The sequence below is a fragment of the Embleya sp. NPDC059237 genome (genome assembly GCF_042754105.1).
GTDB lineage: Bacteria > Actinomycetota > Actinomycetes > Streptomycetales > Streptomycetaceae > Embleya.
Genome location: NZ_JBHZAE010000015.1, coordinates 147,158 through 167,196 on the forward strand (window position 1 = coordinate 147,158; position 20,039 = coordinate 167,196).

Consider the following 20,039-nt stretch of genomic DNA (forward strand, 5'->3'; position numbering starts at 1 on the left):
GGGGCGGTCACGGCGCGCCCTGCTTCGACGTCGCCGGGCACGGACGTGGTTGAGCTCTGCGCATGGTTCTTCTCCGGGGTAGGAGTGCAAAGTTCGGTACGCCGACGGAGCAGTGTCGGCTCACGCTCGAATTGGGCGGAATTGCCGTACGGGAACCACCGACGAGCCATGGAGCGATGACCGTCGGCGACGTGCCCAAGACTGTCAATGGACTAGACCAATGACAAGAGCCGTTCCGAATCCCGGACCACGTTCGAGATGGAAAACCGGCCGGTCGCAGCGTCGCGAGGGCCCATCGATCACCCCCGGCCGCCCGTCGGGCCGCGTGCGAACCACTCGATTCCGGCCTGGGAGTGGAGAATTCGCCTCGTTGCGCGGAAGTCTGTCGCGGACGACACCCGGGCGCTAACGTGTGCCTGCCGCACTTCCCTCACCCAGGGTCGATGATCGTTGAACCCGGTGTACCCGCCGGTAATCATCGACATCGGCGGAAAGGTATCGTCATGCGCACTGCATCGAATGCCACGCGGAACACCGTCGTCGACGCCTGGCGCTCCGGCGCCGAAACGGCCGACGGCGTGGAGAACCCCGCCGGTTCGCTCTACATCGGCGGATCCGCCACGGAACAGGGACTCACCGAGATCGACGTCGCGGCGATCAGCTGTGGCACCGCCTGTTCGTGGTCGCGCACCCGCGCCTGTTGTTGACCGAAGCTCGCCGGTCCGCCGTTCGGCGCCGATCGCACGTGCGATCGGGGTCGGGCGGCGGGTCCGTCTCGATTGGGTGGCGATCCGCAGATGGCGATTCCGGTCCGGCCCCGTCCCGTGGTGAGCTACGACGACGCGGGTGAGTTCGACACCGCGTTCGAGCCGCTGATCGGCCCCGCCCTGAACCGCTTCCGGCGCCGATTGCGCGCCGTGCCGGACCCGCTGTCCACCACCGAGCGGGAGATCCTGCTGCGCGCCGCCCGACGCGGCCTGTTGGACTCCGTGCGCCCCAAGGCCAACCGACTGCTCCTGCTCGAACTGCACGCCGCCCGGATGTCCGGCCGACTCACCCGCGCGACCAGCGAACAACGCTGGCAGGAATTCCTCGAACGTGCCGCCGAGCCCGGGTTCTGGAGTGAACTCGACGCCGACTACCCGGCGTTCGCCCCGCGCCTGGACCGGGTGATCCGCAATCGGTGCACCGCCCTGCTCACCCTGGCCCGCCGCATCGCCGCCGATCGCGACCGCCTCACCGACCTGCTCGGCAGGCGCCCCGGCGAACTCGTCGAGATCGGCACGGACGCGGGCGACTCGCATCGCGGCGGCCGTACCGTGGCCCTGCTCCGCTTCGAGGCCGGCCGTGTGGTGTACAAACCCCGCGCACTCGCCGTGGACGTCGCCCTGGCCACCACCGTCGACACCCTCCTGGCCCACATCCCGCGCGAGGAACGCATCGCGGTCCCACGGGTGTTGCTCGGCACCGACTACGGCTGGGCCGAACACATCGAACACCGCTACTGCGCCGACGCCGCCGAACAGTCCCGCTTCTACCGCGGCCTCGGCGAGTGGATGTGCGTCGTACAACTCCTCGGCGGCACCGACCTGCACTCGGAGAACGTGATCGCCTGCGGCCCGGTCCCGTGGGTGGTGGACTGCGAGACACTGTTCAGCCCCGAACCCCGGGTCGGCGCAAGCGGACTCGGCGACGCCTTCGACACCGCCGCCGCCTCGGTCCGGCGCACCGTGCTGCGCACCGGCCTGTTGCCGATGCGCCTGGGCCAACTCGCCCTGCAGGGCGTGGACATGTCCGCCGTCGGCGCCCTCCCCGACCAGCAACCGAGCGTCCCGGTACCGGTGATCAGCGGCGCCGGCACCGATCTGGCCCGGCTCACGATGGAGCCCGCCGACGTGGCCGGATCGGCCAACCTGCCCGCCCCCGACGCCGATCCGCTCGCCCACCAGGACGACATCGTGCACGGCTACCGCGACCTGCGCGCCCGCCTGGACGGACTCGACGCGGCCGGGCGGCTGCGACCCATGCTCGACGTGTTCACCGGCTGCGAGCTGCGGGTGGTGTTGCGCCCCACCCAGGTCTACGTCGAGATCGCCCGGATGCTCTGGCATCCCGCATCGCTGCACGACGAGGGCCCGGCCGTCGAGCGCGCGCGGGATGTACTGATCCGCCAGGCGAAGGCGCTGCACGGCGCCCCCGACACGCCGGAGGTGGTCGGCGCCGAGGTCGCCGATCTCCTCGACGGCGACATCCCGTTCTTCGGCGTCCGGCCCGAGCGGGGGCGGATGACCGGACCGCGCGGCACCGAATGGGGCGATCCCGCACACCTGCTCGACGAGAGCGTCGCCCGCTGGCGGGCCGGGGACCCGGAGTTCGAGGAGGTGATGATCCGCTCCTCGCTGCTCGGCGTCTACCGCGACCGCAGCGCGATGCCCGAGGGGGAACGACACCGCGAGGTGACGGTACGACCCGACCGACGGGAGGAACGCCGGCGTGCCCTCGCCGCCGAATCCGCGCGCGACCTGTGCGCCCGGGCCGTCGTCGGCGCGGACGGGACGGCCACCTGGATCGGGCCGGTGTACACCGACAGTGGCTTCAACGTGCGCCCGTTCGCCGCCGACCTGTACAGCGGACAGGCCGGCGTCGCACTGGCCCTGCGGGCGTATCTGACCGAGTCCGGCGCGGGCCGGGTGCCGGCCGTGGACGGGCTGCCGGCGCTGACCGAGGGGGCGATCCGGGCACTGGCGGCGATGGAGGACGCGGTACCCACCACCCGGGTCGGCGCGTTCGACGGGATCGGCGCGGCGGTCCGCACCTGGCTGGCCCTGCACACCGCGTCGGGTCGGCCGGCCGACCTGGACCGGGCGATCCGGCACGCCGAGCGCGCATCGGGCCTGTTGGCCGAGGACACCATCCTCGACCTGGCCGGCGGCGCCGCCGGGCTGATCGTGCCCATGCTCGCGCTGGCCGACCGTACCGGCGACCGCCGTTGGCGAGACGTCGCCGAATCCGCCGCGGAACTGCTCGGGCGACACGCCGTGGTCGAGGAGGACGCCCGCGGCCGACGCACCGCCCGCTGGCCGACCGTACTCTTCCCCGACGGCATCGGCGGCTTCGCGCACGGCGCCGCGGGCATCGCCTGGGCACTGACCCGACTCGGTCTGGCCGCGGACCAGCCGGAGTGGTTCGAACTCGCGGACCTGGCCTGGGCGTTCCAGGAGGCCCTGTACGACCCGAAGGTGCGCAGCTGGCTGGACGGCCGGCAGCGGGACGAGGTCCTGTTCCTCGACTCCTGGTGCCACGGCAGCACCGGCATCGGCCTGGCCGGCTGGGACCTGTACCGGCGCACCGGCGCCCCCGAGCAGCTGGACCGGGCCCTGCGCGCGGCCGCCGCGACCTGGCGCACCGGCTTCGGCTGGGACTACACGCTGTGCCACGGCGACCTGGGCTCGTGGGAACTCCTGGACACGCTCCTGCGCGGCGCCCCCGAGCAGCTTCGATCCCACCTGCCGCAGGCCCCCACCGGGGCCCACCTCGACGCGCTCCTGCTGACCGGGCTCGAAACCTACGGCCCGCACACCCCGTCCACCCGGCACACCACCACGGCATCCCTGCTCCCGGGCAGCGCAGGCGCCCTGCACCAACTCCTGCGCATGCACCCGACGAGCACGGAGCGTCCGCCGTCACTGCTGCTTCTGGACGAACTCTGAGCGATGGGACGGGTGTTGTCCTGTCCGGTCAGTCCACGTAGGCCGACGCCTGGATGCGATACAGGTCGGCGTATTCGCCGTTCTCGCGCATCAGTTCTTCATGGGTGCCGTGCTCGACCACCTCGCCGGCGCGCAACACGACGATCCGGTCGCACTCGCGAACCGACGCCAACCGGTGGCTGATCAGTACCACCGTGCGACCGGCCGCGAGCCGGCGGATATTGGCGTAGACCGCGTGCTCCGCGCGGGCGTCCAGGGCCGCGGTGGGCTCGTCGGCGATCAGCAGGCGGGCGTCCCGGTAGAAGCCGCGCGCGATCCCGATCCGCTGCCACTGGCCGCCGGACAGGTCCACCCCGGCGCGGAACTTCTTCGACAACAACGTGTCGTAGCCGTACGGGAGTCGCGAGATCAGACCGTCCGCATCCGCGTCCCGGGCCGCCCGGGTCAGCGCGGTCCCGTCCGCGTCCGGCCGATCGGCGCGCCCGAGCACGATGTTGCCGCGCGCCGTCAGCGGCCACCGGGTGGGCTGTTGCATCACCAGCGCCACCTGCTCGCGGACCCCCACCGGGTCGACCATGGCCAGATCGGTGCCGTCCCAGTGCACGGTGCCCTTGTCCGGCCGGTGCAGCGCGGCCAACAGCAGGGCGAGCGTGGTCTTGCCCGACCCGTTCTCCCCGACCAGGGCCACCGTCTCGCCCCGGCGAATCACCAGATCCACCCCGCGCAACGCCGGGCCGGCGCTATCGGGATACGCGAAGTAAACGTCCCGTAACCGGATTTCGGCGAACCCGTCCGGCACCTCACACACCGCCGGCGGGCGGGCCCGGCCGGCCGCCTCGGCCAGGAAGGCGTGATAGTCGGTGATGTACAGGGACTTCTCATAGAGGCGGTCCACCGCCACCATCAGCGTGGCCAGCGAACCGCTCGCGGTACGTACCGCCAACACCGCCGTACCGGCCACCGCGAGCGGCACGATCTCGGCCCGCACCAGCAGTCCCAGGGCCACATAGGTGGCCCCCAACGCCAGGCCGGACAACGTGCGCCCGACCACGCCCACCCGCACTTGGGCGTAGCCCACCCGCACCTCGGCCTGCTCGACCAGCCGGGCCAGGCGCCGGAATTCGGTCAACAGCGCCTCCTCGGCGGTCCCGGCCCGCACCTCCGCCGCCGCCTCCCGGGCGGTGAGCAGGTCGGCGAACAACCACAGGCGCCGATACAGCGTCATGCGCTGGACCATGCCCTCGAACCCGATCCGGGCCGAGCGCAGCGCCGCCCATCCCTGCGGCGCGATCGACAGCGCCAACAGCGGCAGCAGTACCGGGTGCAGCCCGGTCACCACGCCGATGCCGACCAGCAAACCGACCAGGGCGCCGAGCAGTTCGACCGCGTGCGCGAGGGCCAGTTGGGCGTGGTCGATGCCGCGGTCGCGCGCCCGGGCGAGCGCGTCGTGCCAGTCGGCGTCGTCGAACGCGGCCAACTCGGCGCCGACCGCCGCCGTGTGCAAGCGCTCCTCGGCGACCCGACGGATCCCCGGCGACAGGCGGGCCTGGGTCGCCTGCACCACCGTCTCCAAGCCGGCGCGGGCCGAGGTCGCGAGCACCACCGCGATCACCGCCGGCACCGCGTCGCCGACCCGGTCCGCCGCCGGCCCCGAGGCGAACAGCGCCGACAACGCCCGCGACGTGGCCAACAGGGCCAGTGCGGTGGCCACCCCGGCGGCGGCCTGGGCGCATACCAACACCACCGCCGCACGCCCACTCGCCGCCCACGCCAGGCGCCACACCTGCGCCAACGCGACCGGCAACCGGGTGACCATCCGACCCAATCCCGCGTTCGCCGCCTCCCCGTCGAAGGGCGTGTCGTAGCCCTCGCCCAGCTCGTCGAACTCGCCCAACTCCGGTGGCACATGCCCCGCCATCCCGAACCCCTCCCGGCCGACAAGTGGGGTATGCCCGGGGCCGAGGCACGCTACGGGTACCAAAGGGAGCGCACGGGTGGCCGGAGGGGCGCCCGGACCGTCCCGCGAAGCCCACACCGGGCACCACCGCGACACGCCGCCGGACAGGGCCTAGTCGGGGATCAACCCGCTGCGCCGCGCCAGGGCGACGGCCTCCGTGCGGCGGGAGGCGCCGAGTTTGGCCATGATGTTGGACACGTGCACGCTCGCGGTCTTGGCGCTGATGTACAGCTCCTCGCCGATCTGCCGATTGCTCAACCCACGCGCCAGCAGCTCCAACACCTCACGCTCGCGCGCCGTCAACGTCACCTCGTCGGCCGACGCCGCCGCACCGGCCAGTCGCCCGCGCCGCACCATGGCGTCCACCGCGTCGCGCAGCGGTACCGCCCCCAGCCGCTCCGCGGTCTCCCGTACCCGCTGTGCCAGGGCGGTCGCCTCCTCCCGCCGGTCGGCGGCCACCAGGGCCTGGGCCAGCCGCAGTTCGCTGCGCGCCTGCTCGAAGACGTTGCCGTAGCCGTACGCCTCGGCGGTCTTCTCCCACAACGCGACGTCGACCTCGCCGCGCACCCGCGACCACTCGGCCTCGGCGCGCGACAACCAGGCGACGCTCTCGGGTCCGGTGCGCGGGAAGCGCCGATTGGGCCAGGACATCGTGGTGCGGGCCCGCTCGATGAACGGCTCCGCCCGCGCCACCTCCCGGGCCGCCGCCTCGGTGTCCCCCGCCGCCCGCAGTTCGGTCGCGGTGTCGCCGATCGCGGACAGGGCCAGGGCGGAGATCCGGATGCCCGCGTCGGGGTAGGGGTTGCGGTCCTCGGACAACGCGTCGAGCGCGCGCCGCGCCCACTCAGCCGCCGCCGTGGAATCGCCGCGCCAGGCCGCCTCGTCGGTGAGCACCAGGCTGCCGACCAGGGTGCCCATCCAGTTGAACGGCCGCTCCTCGAACAGGGCGCGGGCCCGCTCCGCGACGCCCGGCTCGCCCCGACCCAGCGGGACGTACAGCGCCGCCTCCGCGACGTGTCGGAACGCGGACGGCACCGTCTCGGGCACCACTTCGAGCGCCTCGTCCCAGCGGCCGAGGGTGTACAGGAGCTGGGCGCGCAGGTATTGCATGTCCAGCGGGTAGGGCGAGGTGGATCTGGTGGTGCGGCGGGCCAGTTCCAGGCCCTCGTCCAGCCAGCCCAGGCTCTCCGCGAGTCGGCCGGACTCGAAGCTGCCCATGGCCAGGTTGAACAGCGCCCGCAACTCGATCGTGGTGTTCCCCGACTTGTGCGCCAAGTCGCGTGCCTGGCTCAGCCGTTCGCGTCCCTCCAGGACCTGGCGGCTGCCCCATTCCAGCCCGGTCAGCGAGATGATCGCGTCGGCGAGCGCATCGTCGGTGCCCAACTCCTCGGCGGCGGCCAGTAGTTGGTGGCCCAGTCGGCGCGCGGTCTCGTCGTCGTTGAGGTAGTAGGCGGCCTGGATGTGGGTGGCCGCCGCCCACAACCACGTGCGCGAGGGCGGGTCGGCGGGGATCATCGCGAGCGCCTGGCTGCTGTACTCGAACGCGGCGTGGAGGTTGTCCACGTTCATCAGGCTGGAGGCGAGGGTGTAGCGCACGGTGACGGCGAGGTCGACGTCGGCGTGTTCGCCGACCCGGTCCAGCGCGCTGCGCGCGAACGCGACGGCCCGATGCGCCTCGCCGGCCCGCACGGCGGCGGCCGAGGCGCGCATCATGAGCGTCACGTCGTCGCTGTCCACCAGTTCGCGGGCATTGGGCACCGCGTCCCACACCTCCAGGGCCGCTTCGAGGCGGCGCATCTCCTCCGCCGGCGCACCCATCCGGGCGGCGGAGTCGGCGGCCTCGACGGAGGCGGTGAGCGCGCCGGGCAGGTCGTGACCGGCGCGGTAGTGGTGGGCGCGCTCGGCCGCACTGCCCGACCGCCGGCCCGGCTCGCCGAGCAGCCGGGCGAACACGGCGTGGATCCGGACCCGCTCGCCCGGAAGCAGGTCCGCGTACGCCGCCTCGCGGGTCAGCGCGTGCCGGAACGCGTACGTATCGCCCTCGTCGGCGACCAGCAGGTGCCGCCCGACGGCCTCGCGCAGCGCGGTCTCCAACTCGTCGTCGGGCAGCTCGACGGCGTCCCGCAGCAGTCCGTGCTCGACCCGGCGCCCGGCCACGGCCGCGGTCCGAAGCACCCGCTGGGCCACGCTCGACATCTGCTCGATCCGGGTGAGCAGCACCTCGGCCAGGCCGCTGGGCACGCCCCCGTCGATGTCGGCGGTGGCGGCGCGCAGTTCCTGGGCGTAGAAGGCGTTGCCCTCGGCGCGCTCGACGATGGTCCGGACGGTGTCCTCGGGCAGCGGGTCGGCGGCCAGACCGCGGACGAGGCGGGCCACGTCGTCGTCGTCCATCGGCCGCAGGTCGAGCCGCCCGACGGACGGCAGGCGCACCAGTTCGGCGAGCAGCGGGCGCAGCGGGTGGCGGCGGTGCAGGTCGTCGGAGCGGTAGGAGACGAGTACGGTCAGCCGCTGGTAGCCGGCCGCCCCCGGGCGTTGCGGCAGGAGTCGGCTGAGCAGGAAGCGCAGCAGGTCGCGGGTGGACTGGTCGGCCCAGTGCAGATCCTCGATCGCCAACAACACCGGCGCCTGCTCGGCCAGGTCCCCGAGCAGTCCGGCGACGTCCTCCAGAAGCCGCAGCCGCACCCCGGAGTCCGGCATTTCGCCGGCGTGCTCCCTGCCCCCGCCGGCCCGCAACAGTCGCTCCACGGCCGGATGCGCGGCCAGCACGGCGGCATGGCGCTCGTCCGCCTCCAACCGCCGCAGCACCTCGACGAACGGCAGATAGGGCAGCCCGACGTCGCCGAGGTCCACGCAGTGCCCGGTCAACACGGTCATCCCGGCTCCGGCCGCCCGAGCCGCCGCCTCCGCCAACAACCGCGTCTTGCCCACACCGGCGTCCCCGGCCACGAGCAAGGCACAGGGATCGCCCGCCCGCCCACGCCCGAGTGCCTCCTCGAGTCGAGCGACCTCCTCGCCCCGCCCCACCAAAGCCGCATCCCAGCCCACATCCGTCACCGGGCCATCTTCACACGCCCCACCCACGGCCGGTGGTCGCGTGTCCCGGCGCGACTCGCCCGAGGAGGCGGCGGGGCTCGATCGGCGCACCGGTCGTGGCCGGACAGCATGGACAACCATATGGTTGTGCAGTTGACGCGCTATGCGGCCACCGTGTGGGCGACCCGCCGGGCATGCGGAAGGCCGCCGCGGGAGAGCGGCGGCCTTGCGGTGCATGGGAAGGGTCGGGGTCCCGGGTCGGGGGGATCCGGGACCGCCGTGGGTCGGGGTCAGCTCTTGATCGAGTAGCTGTCCCCGTAGACCTTCCAGTTCAGGGGCGGGTTGAGGTCGAGGTTGCCGGCCTTGAGGAAGACGCGTTGTTCGGTGTCGACCCGACTGGTGTCGCTGTGCGCATCCTCGTGCTTCATGGCGACCTTGCGGGCGTCGAGGAAGGCGTTGAGGTAGGTGGTCTCGTTGCCGCCCTGGGCCGGCGGCTTGGCCTTCTTCAGGGCGTTGGCGCGGATCGAGCTGAAGCTGTCCCGGTCGCCGCCGTCGCCGTGCATGACGATGGCGTCGTAGTACATGAACTGGCCCAGTGCGCCCAGGCCGTCCGACTTGCCGCGGTTGACCGCCGGGTTGAAGTACACCCGGTCCCGTTCGTCGTCCTGCGCCTTGCGGAAGTCGGCGTCGCCTGCGGCGGTGGCCCAGGCCTTCTCGAACGAACTGCCCAGCCCGGAATGCGAGTCCGAGCCGTTGACCTTGCGCAGCGCGGGCAGGAACTTGGCCAGCACGTTGCCCGGCTTGCGCGCGGTGTACAGCTCGACCAGGTCGAGCATGTCGCCCGTGCCGGAACAGAAGCCGATGATGCCGGCCGTGTAACCGCGGCCGTCGTCGATGTCCTCGATGTACTTGTACTGCGCCTTCCAATCCAGGGAGGAGTTCTCCGCGCTGGACACCAGTTGCATCGCGATGTCCTTCTTGTGCGGGTCGTCCAGGTCGACGCGCGCGGCGGCCGTGGCCGAGGCGGTCGAACCCGACGAGGCCGCGCCGGTGGTCGCCGCGTGGGCCAGCGGCCCGGGTACGGCGATCAGCAGGCCGGTGGCCACAAGCAGGGTCAGGCGCTTGCGGCTGCGTCCGAGTTGAGCGTGCACGTGCGTCTCCGTTCCGGCCGATGACGGCCATGTTCGGGGGGCTTGGCGTGCTGCCGGCTGAAACCCTTTGTTAGGAAAGTTTCCTAACTAGGACGAGTCACATTGAAGCACTGCGGGGTTCCGTCGCCAAGAGGTAGAGCCCAATCGGCCAAACTCGCCCACCACGATTCACCGTCCCGTCACCAGGATTTGATGATCCATCAGGTGTGCGGCAGGCCCGCGCGACGACGACCGCCATCACGCCGCACCCCGACCATCCCCACACCGTGATCCGACCCCCGCGCCTGCGGGAGCCGATGGTGTCGGGGCCGGCACCGGGGAAGTCGACACGCGCCAGGGGTATTTCGGACAGCCCCGGACGGACCTCCGCCGGACCCGAGCCGCTCCCGGGGTGGGATTCTCGGCCATGGACGCGCGCGGACTCCTCGCCCCGCTCCCGGATTTCGGGGCAGCGGGGGCCATCGGTCGGATTCGCCGACGGATCCGGGGAACCGATCGGGGTCGGCGTGCGTGAATGTAGTGGACGTCACCAGGCCGCCCCACCCCCTGTGCGAGCCGGTGAATCAGGCCGAACCGGCCCATTTCGAACAGGGCTTGGTCGTCTTGCCCTGAATGGGTTGGGATGCCGTTTGCCAATCGATTGGGCTTCTGTGGCAGCCAACCACACCGTCACGTGACAGCATCGGGGGATGGACGAGCATCAGCGACAGCCCGAGGCCGAGCCCGAGTGGCTCGACAACGACGACTTCGAGCGACTCCTGGCCGAGGTCCTGCCGGAGCTGGAGCCCGCGTTGCCGCCGGGCCGAGGCAAGCGGATCCACGAGCGCGCCGCCCACGGGGACTCCGCGGCCGGGTGAACCGACCCGCGTGACCCCACTCGAATCGATCCATGTCGGCCGGCGCGACCGCACGTTGGCACAGACCCCCGCGACGCCCCGGCCACCCATCGGCCAGGGCGTCGCCCCGTTGTCGGCTGTCGGCTGTCGGCTGTCGGCTGTCGGCTGTCGGCTGTCGGCTGTCGGCTGTCGGCTGTCGGCTGATCAACCGCCCACGGTGATCGGGAGTTCGCCGTATCCGCGCAGAAGCAGGCGGTCGTCCCGGACCGCGCCCGGCGCCTGGGCAGACGCGGGAAAGCGGGCCAGGAATCGCGGGAAGGCCACCGTCGCCTCCAGTCGAGCGAGCATGGCGCCGACGCAATAGTGGATCCCCGCGCCGAAGCTCAGCGGCGCGATCTCGGCCCGCCAGGGATCGAACCGCTGCGACTCGGGAAAGCGCGCCGGGTCACGGTTGGCCGCGCCGATCAGCAGCAGCACCTCGGCGAACCTGGGCACGGCGACGCCCTCGATCTCCAGGCCGTCGCGGAGCGCGATCCGCGAGGTGAGTTGGACCGGCGAGTCGTACCGCAGCACCTCCTCGACGAAGTCGCCCGGCGGCAACGTCCCCCCGGCCAACGCGGTGCGCGCACCGTCGTGCCCGAACAGCAGCGCCAGGCCGTTGCCGAGCAGATTCGTGGTGGTCTCGAACCCGGCCACCAGGAGCAGCACCAGGTTGGCGATCAGCTCGGCGTCGGTGATCCCGCTGTCCGGGTCCGCGTCGCGCCGCGCGACCAGGGTGGCGACCAGGTCCTCACTCGGGTGCGCCCGCCGCTGCGCGACCAACTCCGCGAAATAGCCCTGGAGTTCCACGGCGGCCCGGTCCGCGGCGGTCAGGTCGCGCTCGACGGTCATGAACTCGAGGGCCGCCATGAGGTCGTGCGCCGACCCCCGGAACCGACGTCGATCCGCCTCGGGCACCCCGAGCAGTTCGCAGATCACCCCGACCGGCAGGGGGAAGGCGAACCGGTCCATGAAGTCGACCGGTTCGCCGCCACGTCCGGCCGCGGCCAGGTCGTCCAGGAGCCGGTCCACCGCCCGCTCGACGGCCGGTCGCATGGCGGCGATCCGGCGGGGGGTGAAAACGGCCGCTATCGGGGCACGCATCCGGGTATGCGCGGGCTGATTGGCCTGCAGGATCGAGCGGCCGAACAGTTCCAGCGACGGGGGTTCGGGACAGTCGCCGAACATCGTGGCGGTCAGCTCGGGGTCGACCACGCCGAAGTCCCGATCGCGCAGCACGCGATCGACGGCAGCGTACCCGGTGACCAGGACGAGCATGTCGCTCACCCGCGCCACCGGGCCCAGCCGGTGGGCCTGTTCGTACAGCGGATAGGGATCGGCCCGGGTCTCGGGAGTGTCGAGCAGTTCGACGATCGCGGTCGCGTCCACGTGGTTGCCTCTCGTCCCCCTCGGACGGGCCGGCTCGGATAGTCGGCGCCGGCCACCTGTCATACCGTCAACCTTCGCCACGGCTTGCGGAGTTCCCCGGTCCGGGTCCGCGATACGCAAGCGGCGCGAGCCACGGCCCGTGCACCCCGACGACGGCCGCGCGGCCGGGCTCGCGTCGCGCAAACCGTGCAGCTCGCGCGAGGAGGCCATCGTCGAGGCACCGCCCGCGCGGGAGCAGGCGGGCGACACGCCGAGGCTCAATACTTTATGTGATGCTCCGGTTGCTGTATGTGAGCTTCCGGGTGACCGTTGATGAGCACTCCCCATTTCCTTATGGAAGGGTCCATCAGTCATGCGCAACACCCGGATCGTCGCCGCCGCCACCGGCTTGTCCCTCCTCATGGGTGCCGGGGCGGCGGTGGCCGTCACCGAGGTCGGCACCGCCTCGGCAACACCGCGCACCATCGCCGCAGCTCCCGCGGCCGTACCCGTGCCGGACGCGGCGATCAAGCTGATCGACCAGTTGGGCGCGGTCGGTGCGGTGACCAAGGCGGTCGGCGACCTGGTCGCGGCCGCCACGGCCGTCCCGCCCGACGCGGCCAAGGTCAAGGAAGCGGTCACGTCCCTGGAGGCCCTGGCCAAGGCGCTGCTGGGCAAGCTCCCCGCCACCCCCGTCGCCCCTCCGGTACGCGCGGGATCGTTGCCCGTGCCGCTGTCGCCGCCCGACGCGGTGGCCGCGCTGCTCAAGGACGGCCAGGATCTGCTCAAGGCGGTTCAGGCGCTGGTCGCGGTTCCCCCGGGCACCCCGAACCCCGACGTGCCGACCGTGGTCGCCAACATCGCCAAGGACCTCCTCGGCCTGGTCACGAGCGTGACGACCGCGCTCGCGGGCGTCGCGCCCCCGGTGTAGTCGGCGCTCGCGGCCCGGGTCGCGGCACCACCCTCACGACGGGGTCCGGTCGATCACCGACCGGGCCCCGTCGGCCGTGCCGGGGCGGGCAGCCCCGCGAGAGTCCGGCGCCCTGCGAGCGTCCGGCACCCGGTGATCGTCCGGGGCCCACCGCCGTACCGCCACCGCCGCCGCCAGCGTGGCCGCCGCCAACGAAGCCCACAACAACCCCGGCCCCACCGCGAACAACGCCATCAGTACCGCCGGCGACGCCGCGGCGCCGAGCCCGGAGGAGAGCTGGAAGCGGGACAGCGCGCGGCCGAGGCGATGGGCGGGTGTGGTGGCCACGATCAGGGCGATGGCGCTGCCGGTGTACATGATCTCGCCGGCCGTGTAGAGCACCGACACCAGCGCGATGGCCGCCGCCCCGCCGTTGCCGCCCAGGCCGCCGGCCGCCCAGAATCCCAGGTAGGACACGGCGAGCACGAGCCCCGCGCCGGCCAGGGCCGAGCGCCTGGGGTATCGGGACAGCCAGACCACGACGGCGATCTGGGTGGCGACCACGATGACCGTGTTGCCCACGAAGATGCCGGCGGACCAGGCCGGCGACGCGTGCAGGTGGGAGACCAGCACCGCGGGCAGCGCCACCTCCAGGACGTTGAAGCAGAACGCGTACGGGAGGTTGGCCACGTCGAGCGCGGTGATCCGCGACCCGCCGGCGGCACGCGACTTCGGCTCGTTCGGCCCGCAGGTGTCCCGATCCCCCGACCGGCCCGTCGCGGTCACCCGCAGCGAGCGGACCAGGAACGCGGCGACGGCGTAGCCGATGCCGGTCACCGCCGCGAGCATCCGCAGCGCCCCCGTACCCCCGGCCATCGCCACCGTGGCGATCAGCGCGCCGGCCCCCAGGCCCGCGTTGCGCAACGACCGGCCGGCGGCGAGCGCGGCGTCCCGATATCGCTCGTCGGCGACCGTACCGACCAGCGCCGCGTGCGCCGGCGCCCAGCACTGGTCGCCGATGCCCAAAAACAGCGCGGCGACGGTGAACGCCCACACGGCGGAGCCACCCCATGCGGCGCTGCCGAGCAGTATCGCGACGCCCACGACCCGGACGGACATCGCCGCGGCCACCGCCGCACTGCGCGCGCCGCGATCGAGCCACCGGCCCAGGAACGGCACGGCGGTGAGGCCGAACAGCATGCCGATCGACATCGCGGTGCCGGTGCGGGCCACGCCGAGGCCGAGCACCTGGATCCCGTACAGCAGCAGGAACGGGCGCAACATCCCGGTTCCGAGCGCGTCCACGGCGAGCGCGGTCGTGTAGCGGGGGCCGCCGGAGGTCCGCATCAGGGTGGCCAGGCGCGGGCGCTGGGGTCGCTCGCGTACCGGCGTCGGCCCGAGCCGCCCCGCGGCGGGCCCGGCGCGGCCGTCGCCCATGGTCGGGGTGGACGCGGTGTCGTCGGGGGTCGCGGCGGCCGGGGTCGTGGTCATGGCGACACCGTGGCCGGCGAGCCCGGCGGCCGTCACGTCGATTGACGATGGTCGTCAATCGAGATCGGCACTACCGCCACCACCTGCGATGATCCCGGGGTGAGCCTGACCATCGACATCACCGGCGTGCCGGCCGAGCGGCTGTTGTTCGCCGTGTCCCCGCTGGCCGAGCTGACCGCGATGTTGCATGTACTGGCCGAGCCCGCGCACCATCCCGCGCACCGGGAATGGGCGGTCGAGACCCGGTCGGCGCTGCGGCCGGAGTTGGCCGAGCAGTTGCTGGAGGCGGAGTTCCTGTGGCGGGCCTCGCAGGCGGACTTCCTGCTGCCGGGGCATCCCGAGCCGACGCTGGCGGCCGAGTTGGACCGGGTCGACCTGCTCGACGACGACACCTACGTGACCGCCGCACTGGTCGCCACCTGCGGTACGGACCGGCTGTTGCTCGGCAGGCCGTCGCCGCTGCGGGACGCGCCCACCCGGGAGCGGACCCTGGACCTGGCGTACGCCCGGGGCACGCGGCAGGCGTCCTTCGCGGAGCGGCTGATCGCGGATCCGCCGATGGTGCGGGCCCGGGTGCGGCGCATGATGGAGGAGTGCGAGGCCGTGTTCTTCGCCGCGGCCTGGGCCCGGGTCCTCCCCCGGCTGACGGCGGATCTGCGGCTGAAGAGCGATCTGCTGGCCCGGCGCGGCGTCGCCGAGGCGCTGGCGGCGGTGTCCGGGGCGATCGAGGTGGACGAGCACCGGCAGCGGATCGTGGTGGACAAGCTCCAGGACACCACGACCAGCGCGGTGGGCGACGGGGTGACCTTCCTGCCCACCGTCTTCGGCGCGCCGCACCTGATCGTGGTGCATGCACGCGGGTGGCGGCCGGTGGTGCAGTATCCGGTCGCGGTCCCCGATCACAAGCCGGCCGAAGCGGTGCCGATGGAGTCGGTGCGGCTGCGGTTGGCGGCCCTGTCGCACCCGGTACGGCTGCGCCTGGTCCGCACCCTCGCGCGCGGCGCGCACACCACCGGCGAGTTGGCCTCGACGTGGTCGCTGAGCGCGCCGGAGGTCTCGCGACACCTGGCGGTACTGCGCCGGGCCGGCCTGCTGACGGCGCGGCGGCGCGGCCGGTACGTGATCCACGAACTCGACACCGAGGCGACGGCGGCGCTCGGTACCGATCTGCTGACGGCTGTGCTGCGCTAGCGCGTGTCTTCGATCTCCCGCCGAGCTCCACGACGGGAGATTGAAGACACGCGCCAGGGGTGGGCGGGTCAGCTCGCCGTGCGGACGCGGTGTACCGCCGGCGCGGTGGCCGGGGCCACGTATTCGGTGAAGAGTTTGGCGACCAGTTCGCCTCGGCTGGCGACGCCGACCTTGCCCAGCACCGACTTGATGTGGTCGCGCACGGTGTGCGTGGAGATGTGCAGCCGGCGGGCGATCTCGTCGGTGGCCAGGCCACTCGTGACCAGCCGGGTGATCTCCGTCTCGCGCGCGGTCAGTTCGAACGTCTCGACGATGATCGTGGACACCTCGGACGCCGGGGCCGCCTCGATCATCACCACGGTGAATGCGTCGTCGCCGCTCAGCCGGGACGCGTGGCACACCAGCCAGCGCCCGGACCGGGTACGCACGCGGACCCGGCCGGTCCCGGCGGCGGCCAGGGTGGCGATCCAGATCGGCGTCATCGGCGCCGTGGGATCGCCCGGTTCGCCGGTCACGCTCGCGATCCGGGCGCGGGCCTGTTCGTTGGCCGAGACCAGGCGTCCGGCGCGGTCGAAGAGCAGTACGCCGGTGGCCTCCTGCGCCTCGGCGACCGCGCCGGCCGGGACCTCCGCCGGCCGCAGGAACCCGCGCAGCCGCCCGGCGAGCGGCGCGGACAGGCCGGCGACCAGTTCGGTGTCGGCGACGGTGAAGGCGGGCCGGTCCCGGTCGCGGAACAGGCTCACGCTGCCCCACGGCCGCCCGCCCACCCGCAACACCGCGCGCAGTTCGTCGCCGAAACGACGCGGGCGCAGGTACGCGTCGTAGAGGGGGCCGAGTTCGGGCCGATCGCCGGTGCTCTCCCGCAGCGCCGCCGCCGGGACGCGGGCGTCGACCAGGTCCCGGAACGCGTTGACCGTGCTCGGGTCCGACTCGCTGGTCCAGAACGCGGCGCAGCCCTCCTCGTCAAGGTTCTCCACCCGGATCGGCGCGGCGATCAGCCCGGTGAGCGGATCGGTGGCACGCCACACGGCGGCGTCGAAGGGAACCAGGCGGCGCAGCCGGGTGGACGCGCCGGCGAACAACGCGAGCGCGTCCGGCGCGTCGGCGGCGCGGGCAAGCAGTTCGTCGCGCTTCCAGGCGTCGGTGTCGGGTCGGCGGGTCATGGGGTCCGTCCTGGTCGGGGGCGGGGCGGGGCGGGGCGGGGGTTGGTCGGGGTTGGTCGGGTCGAAGGCTTTCGGATCCGGTTTTCGGACCCGATCTTCGGATTCAGTCAACCTCCGGGATCAGTAGAAGCTTCCCGGTCGTTCGGCGGCTCTCCAGGTCCTCGTGTGCGCGGCGGGCGTCGGCCAGCGGGTAGCGGCCACCCAGGTGCGGGCGCAGCGTGCCGTTGCCGGTGCGGGCGAACACGTCGCGGGCCCGGAGCAGGAGTTCGTCCCGGTCGCGGATGTAGTCGGCGATCCCCGGTCGGGTCAGGTGCAGTGACCCGCCGGTGAGTAGTCGGCCGGTGTCGAAGTCGCGGACCGGGCCGCTGATCCCGCCGAGCAGCACCATCGTGCCGCGCGGGCGCAGGCTCGCCAGGCCGGCGTCGAAGGTGGCCGCGCCGACGCCGTCGTAGACCGCGTCCACGCCCTGCCCGGCGGTCGCCTCGCGGACCCGGTCGGCGAATCCGGCGTAGTCGAGCACGAGGGCGGCGCCGGCGGCACGGGCCCGGGCGTGTTTGTCGGGTCCGGAGACGGTGGCGATCACGCGGGCGCCGCGGGCGACGGCGTACTGGGTGAGCAGGCCGCCCAGGCCGCCGGCGGCGGCGTGTACCAGGACGGTGTCGCCGGGGCGGATCCGGTAGGCGTCGTGGGTGAGGTAGTGCGCGGTCATCCCGTGCATCAGGACCGCGGCGGCGGATTCCGCGTCGAGGCGGGGCGGGATCGGTACCAGGCGGTCGGCGCGGACCACGGCGCGCTGCGCGTAGGCGCCGTGCGCGGTGGTCACCGAGCCGTCCATGGCCCAGGCGACCCGGTCGCCGACGGCGACGCCGGCCACGTCCGGGCCGGTTTCCAGGACGGTGCCGGCGCCCTCGACGCCGGGGACGAACGGGGTGGGTACGGCGAACACGCCGCGGCGCTGGCTGATGTCGATGTAGTTGATCCCGCTCGCGGCGACCGCCACCAGGACCCGGCCCCGGGTGGGCCGCGGCTCGGGGTGGGCGTCGACGGTGCTCAGCACCTCGGGTCCGCCGTGGCGGGTGGCGATGACGGCCTGCATGCTGCGCGCTCCTGGGGTGGGCGGATTCCGACCCGATCGATCGTGCGCGGCGGGTGGGTGGATGCCCATCCCTCAGGTGGGGGATGGGCAGCGCGCTCGTGATCACCCCTGGGGCAGGATCTCGACGTCGCGGGCGGCGGGGTCGGCCGGCGCGGCAAACGTACACAGCCGGGCCGCCTCGGCCGTGACCGCGTCGGTCGTTTCGGCGGACAGCGGGGCGAAGGGGATCAGGCGCAGGCCGGTGGGGTGTACGGACCAGGTACCGGCAATGAACCCGTCGACGAGAAAAGTGGGCAACACGAGCGAGTTGCCCGGCAGGACCCGGCGGCGGTGCTCGTCGGGCAGGATCCGGGTCCGGTCGGCGTGGCCGAGCACGGCGTTGTCGAAGGCGGGCAGGAACCGGACCGGCGCGGGGGCGTCCTCGGCGGCCAGTTCGGCGTCGGGAAGGTCGTACAGGTCGCGCCCGTCCACGTCGCGCAACACCCGCAGCGGCATGGCCTCGATCACCGCACGCAGCCGCTTGAGCCCGGACCAGGCCTGTACGTCCGCCACGCTCGCCGGGCCGAACGCGGCCAGGTAGCGCTCGACCAGCTCGCGGACGTCACGGGTGGGGTCCATCGCCCGCCCGGTCCAGACCGGCGCCAGGGCCATCGGCACCGACGGCCGGTTGCCCCAGCCGCCCCACACGCCGTTGGGCGTCGGATGCACGATCGGCAACATGCGCTGGACCGCCGCCGCGAGCACATACCCGGAACGACCGGGATACCGCTCACCCAGGAGCCGGCCGAGTTCGCGCCGGGCGAGCTGCCCGTCGGCAAGCAACTCCCGTCCCGTGGCGGCGAGTTCGTCGGGTTCGAGGCCGCGCGTCTCGGCGGCGTAGTAGCTCGCGCGCAGTTCGGTCCCGGGCGCGGGTTGGAAGTGCGGCCGGATCCAGGCGTAGTCCTCGGCGGCGGCGAGGTGCTGGGTGCCGCGCAGGAGCGGGCCGCGGACGACGTCCTTGTCCGTGTACAGGTCGGTCAACTCCGCGTGCCGAAACTCCGCGATGCGCGACCACAGGCCGACATACGGCCAGTTCGGTTCCTGCGCCTGCATGGCGACCAGGTGCCGGACAACCTGCGCAGCGGGCCGGCGGGTGCGCTCGGCGAGCAGCTGCCGGGCGATCAGCGTCCGGTTGAGCACGCGACGGGACACCGGGGTGCGCGAGACCGGGGGGCGGGGTGCGCGGGAAGAGGGCTCCATGGGCACAAGCATGCGCGGGAATGCGGCAGAAGCCGTTCCGCATTCCCACCCGGGTGGGGCCGTCGACGGGGTCAGCGGGCCGGGAACACGTTGTCGCGAAAGGCGCCCATCATGTTCCCCGGTGCTTGCCAGTTCACCACGATGTAGGTCTCGTACCACCGCGAACCGCGTCCGGCGGAGCGGGCGGCGCCGACCCGGGTAGTGCCCTTCCAGACGAGTTGGGTGAAGTTCCCGGTGTGTGGGCCGAATTCACCGCGCCGGAAGTCGTATTGGGGAACCTCGTCATACCAGGCCTTGGCCGCCTCCGTGGCCGACGCGGGGCTCGACACACTGCCGCCGGCCCAGAACAGGGTCTCGCCGGTGCCGACGCGCAGTCCGGCGTGCTGCTCGTTGAGCCCCTCGTAGGCCGACACCTGTGCCGCGCGTTGTCGGGCGTAGGTATTCAGTCCCGGATCCAACCGCACCGCCGGCACGCCGTGTCGGCTCCGGGAGGTGTTGATCGCGGCCAACATCTCGTTCAGGAAGGCATTGTCGGTGGCGTCCGGAAACGCAGGCCGCGCCGTCGCCGGCACCGCCGCACCCACCACCAACAAGGTCGCCGCCGCCGCAACCAGAACTCCGAAGCGCTTGCGCACACTTGCCCCTCTCCGCGCGGGCCACCCACTGCGACCGCAGGCCCAGCATGAAGCCCACCCCCCACCAACCCCACCGACTCCCACCCGGTTCACCCATCCGGCGCACGCAAGGTTTGAACCGCCCCAAGAGTGGGTGTGTGGTGGCGACGGCGACTGTTCCCGGTGGGCGTTGCGCTTTTGGCTGGGAGTGGCCGGTGCGGGCTGGTCGGAGTCGGTGGTT

The 20,039-nt window shown here is 72.8% G+C and carries 14 protein-coding genes; 5 read left to right on the top strand and 9 right to left on the bottom strand.

The window, feature by feature from the left end:
- Positions 1 to 503 precede the first annotated feature (503 nt).
- Positions 504 to 707, top strand: a complete 204-nt coding sequence (locus ACFXKZ_RS37145) for a DUF6229 family protein (RefSeq protein WP_380007174.1) — start codon at positions 504 to 506, stop codon at positions 705 to 707.
- A gap of 90 nt (positions 708 to 797) precedes the next feature.
- Positions 798 to 3,710: a type 2 lanthipeptide synthetase LanM family protein gene (locus ACFXKZ_RS37150; protein ID WP_380007177.1), complete on the top strand. Its 2,913-nt coding sequence runs from the start codon at positions 798 to 800 to the stop codon at positions 3,708 to 3,710.
- 28 nt (positions 3,711 to 3,738) lie between these two features.
- Here ACFXKZ_RS37150 and ACFXKZ_RS37155 read toward each other — a convergent pair whose 3' ends face one another.
- From ACFXKZ_RS37155 to ACFXKZ_RS37165, 3 genes are all read right to left on the bottom strand, one after another.
- Positions 3,739 to 5,628 (bottom strand): ABC transporter ATP-binding protein, encoded by a 1,890-nt coding sequence (locus ACFXKZ_RS37155; protein ID WP_380007180.1) that lies wholly within the window; start codon positions 5,626 to 5,628, stop codon positions 3,739 to 3,741.
- A gap of 150 nt (positions 5,629 to 5,778) precedes the next feature.
- Positions 5,779 to 8,712 carry a helix-turn-helix transcriptional regulator gene (locus tag ACFXKZ_RS37160; protein ID WP_380007445.1) on the bottom strand — a complete coding sequence of 978 codons (2,934 nt, stop codon included), beginning with the start codon at positions 8,710 to 8,712 and terminating at the stop codon, positions 5,779 to 5,781.
- A gap of 278 nt (positions 8,713 to 8,990) precedes the next feature.
- Positions 8,991 to 9,806, bottom strand: a complete 816-nt coding sequence (locus ACFXKZ_RS37165) for a chitosanase (protein WP_380007448.1) — start codon at positions 9,804 to 9,806, stop codon at positions 8,991 to 8,993.
- Positions 9,807 to 10,540: 734 nt separating this feature from the next.
- Between ACFXKZ_RS37165 and ACFXKZ_RS37170 the strand changes: the two genes are divergently transcribed.
- Positions 10,541 to 10,708: a hypothetical protein gene (locus ACFXKZ_RS37170; RefSeq protein WP_380007183.1), complete on the top strand. Its 168-nt coding sequence runs from the start codon at positions 10,541 to 10,543 to the stop codon at positions 10,706 to 10,708.
- Positions 10,709 to 10,891: 183 nt separating this feature from the next.
- On the opposite strand, the gene ACFXKZ_RS37175 is transcribed toward ACFXKZ_RS37170, so the two are convergent.
- Positions 10,892 to 12,115: a cytochrome P450 gene (locus tag ACFXKZ_RS37175; protein WP_380007186.1), complete on the bottom strand. Its 1,224-nt coding sequence runs from the start codon at positions 12,113 to 12,115 to the stop codon at positions 10,892 to 10,894.
- Between the two features lie 352 nt (positions 12,116 to 12,467).
- Between ACFXKZ_RS37175 and ACFXKZ_RS37180 the strand changes: the two genes are divergently transcribed.
- A complete protein-coding gene (locus tag ACFXKZ_RS37180) occupies positions 12,468 to 13,025 on the top strand; it encodes a hypothetical protein (RefSeq protein ID WP_380007189.1) in 558 nt (185 codons plus the stop codon).
- A 33-nt stretch (positions 13,026 to 13,058) separates the two neighbouring features.
- Here the strand turns inward: ACFXKZ_RS37180 and ACFXKZ_RS37185 are convergent, their stop codons facing one another.
- Positions 13,059 to 14,495, bottom strand: a complete 1,437-nt coding sequence (locus tag ACFXKZ_RS37185) for an MFS transporter (protein WP_380007191.1) — start codon at positions 14,493 to 14,495, stop codon at positions 13,059 to 13,061.
- Positions 14,496 to 14,594: 99 nt separating this feature from the next.
- Here ACFXKZ_RS37185 and ACFXKZ_RS37190 point away from each other — a divergent pair, with 99 nt between their 5' ends.
- Positions 14,595 to 15,686, top strand: coding sequence for a DUF5937 family protein (locus ACFXKZ_RS37190; protein ID WP_380007194.1), 1,092 nt, complete (start codon positions 14,595 to 14,597; stop codon positions 15,684 to 15,686).
- 68 nt (positions 15,687 to 15,754) lie between these two features.
- Here ACFXKZ_RS37190 and ACFXKZ_RS37195 read toward each other — a convergent pair whose 3' ends face one another.
- From ACFXKZ_RS37195 to ACFXKZ_RS37210, 4 genes are all read right to left on the bottom strand, one after another.
- Positions 15,755 to 16,849, bottom strand: coding sequence for a LuxR C-terminal-related transcriptional regulator (locus ACFXKZ_RS37195; protein WP_380007197.1), 1,095 nt, complete (start codon positions 16,847 to 16,849; stop codon positions 15,755 to 15,757).
- Between the two features lie 103 nt (positions 16,850 to 16,952).
- Complete coding sequence (locus ACFXKZ_RS37200) at positions 16,953 to 17,945, bottom strand: quinone oxidoreductase family protein (RefSeq protein ID WP_380007200.1); 993 nt, start codon at positions 17,943 to 17,945, stop codon at positions 16,953 to 16,955.
- Positions 17,946 to 18,047: 102 nt separating this feature from the next.
- A complete protein-coding gene (locus tag ACFXKZ_RS37205) occupies positions 18,048 to 19,184 on the bottom strand; it encodes a winged helix DNA-binding domain-containing protein (RefSeq protein WP_380007203.1) in 1,137 nt (378 codons plus the stop codon).
- A 71-nt stretch (positions 19,185 to 19,255) separates the two neighbouring features.
- Entirely contained in the window at positions 19,256 to 19,819 is a 564-nt protein-coding gene (locus ACFXKZ_RS37210) for a CAP family protein (protein WP_380007206.1), read from the bottom strand.
- Positions 19,820 to 20,039: the final 220 nt, after the last annotated feature.